Origin of the sequence: Cohnella massiliensis, from assembly GCF_900169535.1 — a bacterium.
In the GTDB taxonomy this organism is placed as follows: Bacteria; Bacillota; Bacilli; order Paenibacillales; family Paenibacillaceae; genus Cohnella; species Cohnella algarum.
The window spans coordinates 750,284-763,050 of record NZ_LT821258.1; the positions used below are offsets into that span (position 1 = coordinate 750,284).

The 12,767-nt window shown below is 57.7% G+C and carries 10 protein-coding genes and 3 pseudogenes; 2 read left to right on the top strand and 11 right to left on the bottom strand.

The genetic code is table 11. The annotated features are described in order from the left end of the window. Positions 1-37 precede the first annotated feature (37 nt). Positions 38-253: pseudogene (locus B7E11_RS30975) on the bottom strand (response regulator transcription factor); the annotation flags it as partial. A gap of 90 nt (positions 254-343) precedes the next feature. Continuing rightward, a pseudogene (locus B7E11_RS30230) lies at positions 344-2,182 on the bottom strand (winged helix-turn-helix domain-containing protein); the annotation flags it as partial. Positions 2,183-2,335: 153 nt separating this feature from the next. On the opposite strand from B7E11_RS30230, the gene B7E11_RS12895 reads away from it, so the two are divergent. Further along, positions 2,336-3,010: a spore coat protein gene (locus B7E11_RS12895; RefSeq protein WP_080834910.1), complete on the top strand. Its 675-nt coding sequence runs from the start codon at positions 2,336-2,338 to the stop codon at positions 3,008-3,010. Positions 3,011-3,087: 77 nt separating this feature from the next. On the opposite strand, the gene B7E11_RS12900 is transcribed toward B7E11_RS12895, so the two are convergent. The 8 genes and pseudogenes from B7E11_RS12900 to B7E11_RS12935 form a co-directional block, all read right to left on the bottom strand. Further along, the gene (locus B7E11_RS12900) at positions 3,088-4,131 is read right to left on the bottom strand and encodes a sensor histidine kinase (protein WP_245809699.1); all 1,044 of its coding nucleotides are present in this window, start codon (positions 4,129-4,131) and stop codon (positions 3,088-3,090) included. A 106-nt stretch (positions 4,132-4,237) separates the two neighbouring features. Then, positions 4,238-4,666: pseudogene (locus B7E11_RS30235) on the bottom strand (ABC transporter ATP-binding protein); the annotation flags it as partial. Between the two features lie 237 nt (positions 4,667-4,903). Continuing rightward, complete coding sequence (locus B7E11_RS12910; protein WP_139787166.1) at positions 4,904-5,482, bottom strand: DNA-3-methyladenine glycosylase I; 579 nt, start codon at positions 5,480-5,482, stop codon at positions 4,904-4,906. 24 nt (positions 5,483-5,506) lie between these two features. Then, positions 5,507-7,183 carry an SWIM zinc finger family protein gene (locus B7E11_RS12915; RefSeq protein WP_080834916.1) on the bottom strand — a complete coding sequence of 559 codons (1,677 nt, stop codon included), beginning with the start codon at positions 7,181-7,183 and terminating at the stop codon, positions 5,507-5,509. After that, a complete protein-coding gene (locus B7E11_RS12920) occupies positions 7,180-7,506 on the bottom strand; it encodes an ArsR/SmtB family transcription factor (RefSeq protein ID WP_080834918.1) in 327 nt (108 codons plus the stop codon). The genes B7E11_RS12915 and B7E11_RS12920 overlap by 4 nt, the downstream gene beginning before the upstream one ends. Further along, complete coding sequence (locus B7E11_RS12925) at positions 7,503-7,769, bottom strand: SRPBCC family protein (RefSeq protein WP_245809700.1); 267 nt, start codon at positions 7,767-7,769, stop codon at positions 7,503-7,505. Before B7E11_RS12925 ends, B7E11_RS12920 begins: the two co-directional genes overlap by 4 nt. A gap of 115 nt (positions 7,770-7,884) precedes the next feature. Then, complete coding sequence (locus tag B7E11_RS12930; protein WP_080834920.1) at positions 7,885-9,144, bottom strand: mechanosensitive ion channel family protein; 1,260 nt, start codon at positions 9,142-9,144, stop codon at positions 7,885-7,887. 179 nt (positions 9,145-9,323) lie between these two features. Continuing rightward, positions 9,324-10,445, bottom strand: a complete 1,122-nt coding sequence (locus B7E11_RS12935) for a S1C family serine protease (protein WP_245809701.1) — start codon at positions 10,443-10,445, stop codon at positions 9,324-9,326. Positions 10,446-10,636: 191 nt separating this feature from the next. On the opposite strand from B7E11_RS12935, the gene B7E11_RS12940 reads away from it, so the two are divergent. After that, positions 10,637-12,070: an MATE family efflux transporter gene (locus tag B7E11_RS12940; RefSeq protein WP_080834923.1), complete on the top strand. Its 1,434-nt coding sequence runs from the start codon at positions 10,637-10,639 to the stop codon at positions 12,068-12,070. A 113-nt stretch (positions 12,071-12,183) separates the two neighbouring features. Here B7E11_RS12940 and B7E11_RS12945 read toward each other — a convergent pair whose 3' ends face one another. Further along, complete coding sequence (locus tag B7E11_RS12945; RefSeq protein ID WP_080834925.1) at positions 12,184-12,696, bottom strand: VOC family protein; 513 nt, start codon at positions 12,694-12,696, stop codon at positions 12,184-12,186. Between the last annotated feature and the right edge of the window lie 71 nt (positions 12,697-12,767).

Sequence of the window (12,767 nt, forward strand, 5' to 3'; positions counted from 1 at the left end):
GCAGTATAGCTCGAAGAGGAGGAGGCCTGTAGACACTTTAGTGTGGTTTTGGGGGGGGCGTCAACAGGTTTAACTCGCGGGCGCGGGCGACCGCTTCCGTGCGTCTTTGCACTTGAAGTTTTTCGAAAATCCTTCGATTGTGACCTTTCACCGTATCCAATGCCAGGAAGAGCTTCTCGCCGATTTCGCGATTGGAGAGGCCGTTGGCAATGAGCTCCAGCACTTCGATTTCGCGCAGGCTAAGCGGCTCGATCCGTTTGCCCTTCGTTCCGCCTTCGAGGACACGGCGCACGCGCTCGAGTCCCGTGCGAGCTTCTTGAAGGGCCGGGTGCGGCAGATCGCCGGCAAGCCGCAGAGCCTCCCGGTAACGCTCTGCCGCCAGATCGGGCCGATCTTCCGCTTCCCGTATTTGGCCGATGCCGATCATGGCCATTGCGGCCATCAATTGATGGCCTATCGTTTGGCTGTTCGATATGACTTCGTGATAAGCGTCGCAAGCCCCGGCGTAATCCCCCCGCCGCTGGCAAGCGGCGCCCAGCATCCAGGCGGACGCCGTCCGAACCGGAAGGTTGTCCGGTCGGAGATACGCGAGCGCACGGCGGGATTGGACAATGACCTCGTCTATTCCGCGCGTTCCTTTTATCCGAACTTCGCTTGCGGGCGCGATCAACCCGACCAGTTCATCGGTCTTGTCTTCGTGCCCCGTGGCTTGCATGGCCGCTTCGGCTGCCTGAAGTTTTCGTTGGGCGCCGTCTTCCTTGTCGGTCAGCATCAAGGACGCCAACGTAGCGCGAGTCGCCGCGATCAACCCGATCAGATCCCTGACGCCGTCGTCCCGCTCCGCGCCTTCCAAAGCCGCCTCTGCCGCTCGCAGCTTGGGTTCGACCTCCGTCGGCTTGCCCGCGATCAGTAGAGCCGAACCGTAAATCGCCCATAACGCGGGCCTGGCATCCAGTTCCGAGGCCGGCAGCGACTCCAGCCAGTCGAGCGAAATTCCCGCGGCCCCTCGCAGATGCAACGGCAGCCCGTCGCCTTGAAGCAAACGCGAGCTGCGCTCCGTGTCCCGGGATTGTACGGCATGGTGAAACGCTTCGATCTCGAAGCCGTGGTCCTCATGCCATGCGCTCGCTCGTTTATGCAATTCCGCGATCATGCTCCCGTCGGCGCTTTCCTTCAGCCGTCTGCGAAGAAGATCCGCGAACAAATGGTGATAACGATACCAGCGTCGTTCCTTATCCAAGGGAAGGACGAACAAGTTCTTGCGTTCAAGATCGATTAACATGTCCTTTCCGGAAACCTCGGGATCGAGCATGAGGTCATTGCATAACGATCCGCACATTCGATCGAGGATCGAGGTCCGCAGCAAAAAAGCCCGCACGGCTTCGGGCTGCCGCTGCAGAACTTCTTCTGCAAGATAATCCAGCACGAAACGGTGGTTGCCTGTAAAAGACTGCAGGAGCCGAACGGCGTCCTCATCTTCCTGTACGGAGATCGCAGCCAAATGCAGACCCGCAACCCAGCCCTCGGTGCGCGACTGGAACCCGGCTATGTGGTCCATGGACAGGTTCAGCTCCATCGCACGGTTAAAAAAAGCTTCGGCTTCGGCAAGAGTAAATCGCAAGTCGGCAACGCGCAGCTCGGTTAACTGGTCCCGAGCCCGCAACCGCGGCAGGGAAAGATCAGGGTCTTCGCGGGTCGTCATGACAAGGTGCATCTGCTTGGGAAGATGGTCCACCAGAAAGGATACGGCTTCGTCGACCCCTTTCGAACTCGCCGCATGATAGTCGTCGAGAACGAGGATGAATGGAGCCGGAACGGCCGCGAGTTCGTTAAGAAGAGCCGACACAAGCGACTCGGTCGGCGGCGGTTGAGGCGATTGCAGCACGGAAAGCACGCCTTCTCCTATATTCTCCGCTATCGTCCGAAGAGCGGAAATCATACAGGTCAAAAAACGCGCGATTTCGTTGTCCCCCTGCTCGAGCGAAAGCCATGCGGCCTGCCGCCCGCAGCCGGCGAGCCATTCGCAAACCAAGGTCGTTTTGCCATAGCCCGCCGGCGCAGAAATAAGGGTCAATTTTCGGTGCAGGCCCTTGTTCAATCTTTCCGTTAACCGTCGGCGCAGGACCGCTTTCGGCCGAGGCGCGGGGATATAAAATTTGGTGGCGATGATGGACGTTGACATAAATTTATTTTACCAGCATCGACGTTCCGGCATCAATGGAAACAGTCTCCCGGAAATCCGAACGAAATCATCCGAATAAATTCGAGTCGGTTGTACAAAATTTACTCGTATGGATTCCGGTTCCATGCAACAATCAATGCGGAGGTTGACAAAATGAACAAGCTTGGCGCACACGAAGTCATGGAGCTTCACGAAGTGCTGAACAATGCCATTAGCGGATTGAACACGTTGAAGCTGTTCCGCCCGCATGCCAAGGATCAGCAGCTGCAAGCGATGCTGGATCGGCACATGCAAGCGATGACGATGGAGTACAACCATATGGTCGAGTTCGCGACCCGTCAGGGGGCCTCCCAGGCCGTTCCCGCGCGTCGGATGAACGCCGGCATGGGCAACGTAGGCACCGCGACGAACTTGGGCTCCATGAACGCCAGCATGGGCACCGCGCCGAACATGGCCCCGATGAACACCCCAAATCCGTCGTTCCAGCCGACGTACGGCCTGCGCAACCCGGAAACGATGGCTCCCGCGGGGACCGCGAACGAAATCGACGATGCGGACGTCGCGCTGTGCGTCGTAGGCTGCCACAAGCATTCCGCCTCCCTGAAAATGAAAGCCGCGCTCGAAATGGCCGATCCGACCCTTCGCCGGATGATGCAGCACGGGGCGAACGCCTGCGCGGACATGGCGTACGAAGGCTTCCAATACGCGAACCAGAAGGGCTACTATCAGGTGCCGACGCTTCAGGATACGACGACCGCCACCTATCTGCAAGCCTACGGCTCGGCTCCGATGGATCAAATGCCGCAACCCGGGATGCCGCTGCTGTAAGCGCGGCTCGCGACGAATAGAAGACACGGCTCACGACGGAAAGAGGACGCGGCTCGCGTCCTCTTTCATTATTGGAATCATTTTCTCCCCGAAACGCCAAGCACCGGCAACGTAAAATAAAATTCGGCCCCCGCGCCCGGCTCGCTTTGGACTCCGATGCGTCCGCCATGCTCCTCGATAATTTGCTTGCATATGGCGAGGCCCAATCCGGCGCCTCCGAACGCCCGGGAACGGGACTTTTCCCCCCGATAAAACCGGTCGAACAAGTACGGAACGTCCTCGCCGGAAATCCCGCCGCCGTCGTCCCGGATCGCAATCCGGATTCTATCCCCTTCGTCCTTGGCGGAGATCGCAATTTGGCTGCAGCCGCGAGCGTATTTCCTGGCGTTTTCGATGATATTTTCAAAAACCTGGGCGATGCGGCCGGCATCCGCTTTCACGAGCCGGGAGGGGAAGGGCCGCTCGACGGCCAGATGGACGGGACCGTCGCGGAATTCCAGCTCGAACGTCGATACGACGGTTTCGAGCAGCTCGCGGCTGTCCGTTTCCGTGTCGTTCATGACAAGGCGCTCCGACTCCAATTGAGCGAATTGAAACAGATCCTCGATCATCCGGTCGAGTTGGTCCGTCTTGTCCTTAATGACGGTCAGGTACCGGTCGACCTTTTGCTCGTCGCGGGCGATGCCGTCCCGCAGCCCTTCGACGTAACCGCGGATGGACGTAATCGGCGTCCGCAAATCGTGGGAAATGTTGGCGATCAGCTCTTTTCGGGATCGTTCGTAAGCCGCCTGCCGATCGAGGGATTCCTTCAATCGGGCGCGCATCAAGTCGAAGGCGGCGATAAAACGGCCCATCTCGTCTTGGCTGGATTGCCGAATCTCAAAATCCAGGTTGCCGTTCGTGATTTGCTCCGCAGCCGCGTTCAATTCCGCAAGCGGCACCAGGATGTGCCGGGAAATCACCCGTGCCAGGGCGTACGCGCATAACGCGTATGCGGCGACAAGCGAGCCGACGGTAAAAACGAAGGGGGCCCCGCTCGTCCCGTTTGACTCGGCTCCCTGCATGCGGACGCCGGATACGCTCATGAAAAGGACGGGCAGAAAAACGATTCCGCCCAGCAAAACGATCAGCTTCCTTGATCTCCCTCATTCCTTGCGGATCGAGCCCGTTGGTGGGCTCGTCCAGAATGATCAGCTTCGGCCGATGAAGCAAAGCGCCCGCGATGCCGAGCCTCTGTTTCATGCCGAGCGAGTAGGAACCGACTTTGTCCTTCGCGCGTTTGGTCAGCCCGGCGATTTCAAGCGCTTCGTCCACCCGTTTCCGGGTGACGCCGGGGTGCAGGTTCGCCATCAGTCGAAGATTGTCGGACGCGGACAAGTACGCGTAAAAAGCCGGATTTTCGACAATGGCGCCTACCTGGGCGATCGCGGCTTTAAACTGCGTTTTCAGATCGTATCCGCCAATCCGTACCTTGCCGGCGTCGGGATGAACGAGTCCCGTGATCATGCGGATCGCCGTCGTTTTTCCGGAGCCGTTTCGGCCGAGAAACCCGTAAATATCCCCTTTTCCGATGCGAAGATTCAGCCGGTCGACGGCGGTCCTGGACCCGAAGATTTTCGTCAATCCGCTCGTTTCCAGCAGCCAGTTGTCCCCCATTTCGACTCCTCCCAAGGTTTCGTTGATGTTCTTGCCCCTCCATCGTAACGGCCAAATCTGAAATTCCGGCTTCGAAAAAATAAACGATTGCCGGGAAATGGATTAAAATTCGATAAACGATTCGCCGCGGCCGACATTCGAACGCCGTTTTAGAGGAAACGGAAAAAACCCGTTCTTGATCGAACGGGCTTCGCGCTTGACGATGAATTTATGGGTTGGCTGCCGATTTCAGACGGATCAATAAAGGGATGCGATCTCCTCGTGGCGGAAGCAGCAGGTCAGATGGTCCTGCACCATCCCCGCCGCCTGCATGTGCGCGTAGCAGATCGTCGAGCCGACGAACGAGAAGCCCCGCTTTTTCAAATCTTTGCTGAGCGCGTCGGACGCCGGCGTCGAGGCCGGCACGTCCTTCAGCTCTTTCCACTCGTTGCGGATCGGCCGGCCGTCGACGAAGCGCCAAATATAGGCGTCGAAGCTGCCGAATTCCTCCTGTATCTTCAAGAACGCCGCGGCGTTGCGGACGGCCGCCTCCAGCTTCCGCCGATTGCGGACGAGCCCGTCGTTCTGCATCAGTTCCTGAAGCTTTCGCTCGTCGTACCGGGCGACGGTCTCGGGATCGAATCCGGCGAACGCTTTCCGGTAATGCTCCCGTTTGCGCAATACGGTATACCAGCTCAAGCCGGCTTGCGCGCTTTCCAGCGTCAGAAACTCGAATTGCTTCCGGTCGTCATGAACCGGGACGCCCCATTCCTCGTCGTGGTACCGAACGTATAGCGGACTGTCGTTGACCCAGCCGCAGCGGATTCGCGAATCGATGTTTCCCGCCCCCTCCAGAATCGCTTACATCACATTGTCCAGCTCTTCCACGAATGCAGGTTTTCGGTTATATCGCGACTTTAATTCGCTTGCCAATTCCTGTTGAACATCGCTCCCCGCGATCTTCTTGAATCTGGTCAGCACGGCGCATACGTCCTTGTACTGTTTTCGGTTGGAAGCTGCGCTTGCCGCCGAGCGGATAAAAGTTCGATAAGCCTCCGCGACCTCATCCTTGAACCGGTCCGCCAGTTTGCTTGCATACCTTTCTACGCTGCGCGGATTCTCCCTTACATACTCCATGAGCGCGTCCAGGTCGTTCTCTTCTTCCAGCAGCCGAAGATAAACGCCCTGTTGTTGCCAGTTGCTTCCCTGGCTCAGCTCCTGCTTTAAACGGGAATATACCGTCTCGTCCCCGGCGGTCAAAAGCTTCAGCTCGCCGTAATACTCGAAATGTCCGGCCGATAATAGCTCTCTGGCCAATCTCTCCTGCTCTTCCTTGAGCGACAGTCCTTTATACGCGATGTATCTCAATTGCTTCCATTTGACGACGAGACCGGGGAACGACCGGTCTTGAGCTTCTCCTTCCAAAGCCGACTCCAGCGCCTGATGAAAGTTCTTTTCCTGCAAGCATTTTTGGATGTAACGTTCCCTGAAAGATGAATATCGCAGTTGTTCCTTGACGAATCGTTCCGCTTCTTCCGCCGTGCCGTATTGTTCCAGCATGTCCAACAGGATGCCGAGCATGCTTTCCGTACTGTACTTGTTGTACTCGTCGGCGGCATGTTGGCGAATCCGGTTTTCGATTTTCTCGCGCAGCCTGATCCGGAGCGTTTCCGCATCGGCAAAAACGGTGCCTATTCGGAGCAATCCGATCCGGTAGTCTTCCCAGCCTTCGAATACATCGCTGTCGCTTCGTTGCAGCAGCTTGTCGAACATTCGCTCTCTTGCCTGCGGCTCCAGCCCGCCGCTGCCGCCTGCGATTTCCTCGATCAGCTCCAGCGCTTCGTCCGCCAGCCCGCCGATCGAGCCGTCGGAATCGTCGGCGTATTGAAACGCTTCGACGGCATTTTCCAGCAGCAAAAAGGCAATATCCAGCGCCAGCGGCTTGTTCGCCGCGTTCCTTGCCACATTCAACACGCCGCTTAACTCGCGCGCAAAATAAGCCGTTTCCCGGTAAGGGATAAAGCCTCCCCGGCCTTGATATTTGCGGACGATGGCGTCGATCAGCTTCCGGCATTTGTTCAGCTCTTGCCTGGCGTCGCCTCCGGCATGGTTGACCATAAGGGTATTTCTTAAAATCTCATCCTTGCGGGCCTGCTCCAGGACGATGCTGACCAACTCTTCCTTGGAAAGACAATTCAGCGCTTCCCGCAAATCCGGCCGTTTGGCCGGCGCCGACTGTCCGTCCGATTGGCGTGCCTCATCCTCTCCGCTTAACAGATCCGACAATTCGTAGTAAGCCGCCACCTCGTGCTTGCAAACGGATGAATAGTCATAGGGGCAATCGCAGCTCGAGGACAGGATTTCTCCTTGTTCGTCGAGCTTGACGACCACCATGTAGTCGTCGCTGCCTTGAATCCGGAAAACATATTCGCGCTCCCCTTGTTCGTAGACGTCAACGACGCGTCCTTCCGCATAATAGTCGTGTCCTCGTTCCAACAGGGTCTCGCCGATGTCTTGCTCAAAACTGCGGATGTTCATCGCTCTGTCTCCTCCCCGTTCTCCATCATGCCCTTCAAACGCTGCAAGCGATCCTCCCATCTGCCGCCGATCGCCTCCGCCCAATGCGAAATCTCGCCGAGCGGCTCCGGAGACAGCTCGTAGCGTTTGCCGCGGCCATGCTGGCGGACGCTCACCAGGCCCGCTTGCTGGAGAACGTGCAAGTGCTTGAGAATTCCCTGCCGCGTAATCGGGTACGACCGGGCAAGCTCCGTCGCCGTCTTCGGCCCCTGGATGGAAAGGGTCTCCAGCAGCTGTCTCCGGATCGGCTCGCCCAACGCGTTAAAAACAAGCTCGACGCTCAATGCGGCAAGCTCCTTCCCTCGATGTGCGCCTGCATATTTTCCAGCGACATGCCGTACCCTTCCTCCGTCTGCCGGGCCTGATCTTTCGTCTCGTTGGGGGAATGATGAAAATACAAGGTCGCCCCTTCGCGAAGCTCCGGAATTTCCCAAGGCGATCCTGGCGCATACCAGCGCGAGAGCTGCTCCGCCTCCGTCACCGCCTGCCAGACGCGTTCCTGCGGCGCATCGATCCAGATCGTGCGCATCACCGTGACTTGACTCATTTTCCTGCGCCTCCCGTTCCGTTCCATGGTCTAAAACCAGCTTATATGCAACTTTTCGGTTGCACCTATAGTACCATAGCGCGGGGCGAATTCGCAACTCTAAAGTTGCATATTATCAGCGCACTTCGTAATAGCCGACCCGCTCTCTCGCCGACAAGCTCTTCATATCGTGACCGCTCGGACTTTGGAACACCCGCAGGCCGAACTCCGGCGCGACGGCCAGTATATGGTCGAAAATATCGGACTGAATTCCCTCGTACGCGGCCCAGGCGGTATCGTTCGTAAAGGCGTAAATTTCCAGCGGCAGGCCGGTTTCCCCCGGCTCGAGCTGCCTCACCATGCGCGTCATGCTTTTGTGGATTTTGGGGTGATGCTCGAGATAGTTTTGGATATACGCCCGAAACACGCCGATGTTCGTCAGCGCCCTGCCGTTTACCGGGCTGGACCGGTCGATTTCGTTTTCCAGATTGTATTGTTCGATTTCTTTCTCTTTGCCGGCGATGTAGTCGCTCAGGTAATGAATTTTTTTGAATTTGTCGATCATCTCCGGACTGCAAAAAGCGATGCTGCCCGTGTCCAGCCGAATGGAACGTTTGATGCGCCGGCCGCCGGCATTTTGCATTCCTCTCCAGTTGATGAAGGAATCCGAAATGAGCGCGTAAGTCGGAATGGTCGTGATCGTTTTATCGAAGTTCTGGACTTTTACCGTGTTCAAGGAAATATCGATGATGTCGCCGTTCGCGCCGTATTTCGGCATTTCGATCCAGTCGCCGACGCGCACCATGTCGTTGGAGGTCAATTGAACCCCGGCGACCAGCCCCAGGATCGAATCCTTGAAAATGAGCATGACGACGGCCGACAAGGCGCCGATCCCGCTTAAGAGAATAAGGGGACTCTCCCCGATCAGGTTGGAGATCGCGAGAATTCCGCCGATGGTAAAAATGATAATTTTAGCGACCTGGATGTAGCCGCGGATCGGTCTCATTTTCGAGACTTCAAAGGTGCAATAGAAATCGTTCAGCGCGTTCAGAAGAGCGTCCAGCACCGCCAGCGTCACGACGATGATATAGATGGCGACGCCCTTCGCGATCAAGTGCTGATAGGAAGGGAAGCTGAAGGAAAAATAATAGATGATGACGGCCGGAACCAGATGGGAAAGCCTCTGGATGACCTTTCGCTCCAACAGATAATTGTCCCACTTGAACCGATTGTTGCGAATGTAAGGGGTAATGACCTTGAGGATGACTTTTTTCGTGATAAAATGCGCCAAGATGCCGAGCGCGCCGATTCCGACGATCATGATCATATTGGCCAGATAGCCCGCAATCGTTGCCTGAACTCCGAGATCCGCCAGCAGGTTTTTGATAAAATCCATACCTTCCTCCTAAAACGAATAAAGGCCCGCCTGGATACGCACCGGCAGGATGCGCGACGGGAGCTGTTTCGTCTATCCTACCGAAAGCTCCTGTCGCCGTCAACGTATGGCCAACGATTTGTTGTATAATGGAAAGGCAAGCTCCGTTTCGGAGAACGGCCGGTTTTGAAGGTCGGCATCTAATTATGGACGATCAAGGGAGAGTGCTGCGAATGTATACGACTTACAGAAGCGCCGGCCAACATCTCGCTTAGCGCGCTCTGAATGGTCGCGAACGAGATGGCGAACCCGATGCCCTGGGCCTCGGCGTTCACCGCCGTGTTCATGCCGATGACCTCGCCCCGTTCGTTCAGCAGCGGCCCGCCGGAATTGCCGGGGTTGATCGACGCGTCGGTCTGCAGCAGGTGCTCGTATTGATGCTCGGTGCCGTCTTCCTCCGCGATGGTGATCGGACGCTCCTTCGCGCTCAGCACGCCGACCGTCATCGTATGGTCCAGGCCGTACGGATTGCCGATCGCGATGACCCAATCCCCGATTTTCGTTTGATCCGAATCCCCGAACGCCAGCGTCGGGAACGCCTGGCCGTCCGGGCTTTCGACCTTCAGCACCGCGATGTCCAGCTCCTCGTACGCGCTCACGACCTCCGCTGTCAGCTGCTCGGCGTATCCGGGCACGGTCACCTTCAACTCCGAAGCGTCGGCAATGACGTGCTCGTTTGTCAAAATGTACCCGTCCTCGCTGAAGAAAAATCCGGTTCCCGTTCCCATCAGCTCGGGTTCGGCGCTTTGCCGCTGCTGCTGCGGCCCGTCCATCCAGCCGCCGCGTCCGCCGAACAGATACGCTCCGTACGTGTCGGTCGGGATTCCGTAGTTCTCGATTTCCACCACCGCCGGATTGGCCTGCTCGAAGACCGAGGAAATATCATCTTCGGCGTTTAGAGAAGCGGTGGTGATCCCGGAGGAAGCCGAATAGGCGCTGCCGCCCGATGCCGACATCCCGGCCTCGCCGGACGCGTCGCCGGTGAACAGGCTCAGCCGGTCCGACAGGAAGGAGAGGCCTCCGACGACCAGAGCGCCGACCAGAAAGGACGCGAGAATCGACCTAGCCGACGTCCGTCCCGGACGCGCTTCGCGCCGGCGGCCGCCCTCGCCCTCCGAGGCAGCCGAACGATCGGCCTTCGCCAGTTCTTTTTCGTAGGCCGACTGGATCGACCTGAGCTTTTGCCCGGAGTCATAGCGGTTCTCCGTCGCCGGTTCGATCGTTCTTTCCGTGTTCGTTTCATTCGTTGTATGTTCATTCATTCGAATCATCCTCCCATGCTGTCGATGGCTCTATCATGAAGGACGAATCTAAAAGGAAGGTTAAACGAACCTAAAAGAAGCATAAGAATTCTACTGCAGCCGTCCGATGAATTTCGGTTCGCGCCGCGCGGCAGGATCGATTTCTGCCGATTTCTTTTTTACAGACGCACGATACTTGGAGTAGAATACAGATGTTCCATCAAGTCATAACAAAAAGCAGTGATGAATTGTTGAACCGGGCAAGCGTTGCTCTGAAACGAAAAGCCGACTACTGGCTGAACCGATATTTTACGGGAAATTCCCTGGATTACAAACAAATTTTCGGGATTACCCTGCCGATCTTCGTCGACACGTCGTTCATCGTCCTGATGGGCATCCTGAATACGGCGATGATCAGCTCCTCCGGCGTGGCCGCGATCAGCGCCGTCAGCACGGTGGATTCGCTCAACGTTTTTATCCTTAGCGTATTTATCGCCGTGGCGACCGGGGGAACCGTCATCGTCGCGCAGTACAAGGGCAGCGGAAATCGGGACATGGTCTGCCGCTCCGCCGCCCAGGCGATCCTGGCGGTCGCCGTCGTCGCCCTGCTCGTCAGCTTCGTCGTGATGATCTTTCATGAACAAACGTTAAATCTGTTATTCGGCAGCGTGGAGGAAGACGTGCTTCGGCTGGCGGCGATCTACTTGATCGGGAGCTGCATTTCGTTTCCGTTTCTGGCCGTGGAGCAGGCCGCGGCCGGGGTGCTGAGAGGCGTCGGCGAGACGAAGGCGAGCCTGATCATCTCGTTGATCATGAATCTCTCGTACTTCCTGCTGAATCTCGTCTTCATCAAAGGGTTCGACATGGGCGTCTACGGCCTCGCGATCTCCCTGATCGCGGCCCGGGCGATCGGCGCCGCCGCCGCGTTCGTCTATTTGATCAAATACAACCAGACGCTGGATTTCGCGGCAAAGCGGCTGCTCAAAGCGGATTTCGGCCTTTTGAAAAAGATTCTGTTCATCGGCCTCCCGTTCGCGGCCGAGCAGATGTTCTTCAACGGCGGCAAATTGCTGACGCAAACGTTCATCGTCCAGCTCGGCACGCTCGCCGTGACCGCCAACGCGATCGCCGGCTCGATCTCCATGCTCCTTCAGATCGGCGGCAATACGCTCAGCGTCGCGATCGTCACTGTCGTCGGAATGTGCGTCGGAAGCCGCGACATTCAGGACGCGCGAAAGTTTATCCGGTCGTTTCTCGGCTTTTCGGTCCTGCTGTTCGTGCTGCTTGCCGCCGTTATTTTGCCGTTATTTCCGCTGCTGATGGCCTTGTACGCTTCGCCGGACGAAATCGCGGATACAATCTTCCTGCTCGTGCTGCTGATCTCCGTCGCCCAGCCCTTCCTGTGGGCGCCGAGCTTCGTGCTGCCCGCGGCCTTGCGCGCGGCCGGAGACTCGAAATTCACGTCCGCGGCTTCCCTGGCCACGATGTGGCTGTTCCGGATCGGATTGGGCTACCTGTTGGGGATTCCGTTCGGCATGGGGATTGCCGGCATTTGGCTGGCGATGGTGGCGGAGTGGGGCGTTCGCGGCCTGATCTTCGCCTGGCGCTTCAAGGGCGACAAGTGGTACCGGCATAAGCTGGTGTAAGTCGCATTCCGGCCCAAGACGACGCGGACCGGTTCGGCCATAGGGTCGACCGACCGGCGTCATTTGCAGCGAAAGGCACCGCGCGCTGGGAGCTGCGCGCGATGCCTTTCGCGTTACTGGCTCTTGCTCCACTCGGCCACCCTGCGATAGCTTTCTTCCTCCGAAATATCCTCGACCCGGGTCATGATCGACCAGCGGATGCCGAACGGGTCCAGAATGCTGCAGTACCGGTCTCCGGAAACAAAGTTCGCCGCCGGCTCTCTCACGGTCGCTCCGTTGGCTACGGCCAGTTCTAGAGCTCGGTCGACGTCGGGCACGTAAATGCCGAGCGAATAGCACGCATTGCCGTCTCCCGGCGGCGGAACGAGCCGATAGGCCGGGTTGGCGGCGCCGAGCTGCAAAAAGCCGTTGCCAAAGTCGATGTCCGCATGAACGATAATTTTGTTGCCGTCGTCGCCGAATTCCGTCACGCTTTTCGCCTTTGCCCCAAAAACGGTTTCGTAAAAGGCGATCGCTTCTGCCGGATCGTTCACGACGACAAACGGCGTTATGGCGGTGTACCCGTTAGGGGTCCCATTTCGGACATGCTTCCCCGTCATACCCGCGCTGTTGCTTGGATTGGCCATTTCCATTCCTCCGATTCGCAATATCTTGAGCCTCGCATCGCCGATTTCGTCCGGGCTTGCCGTTGCGGCGC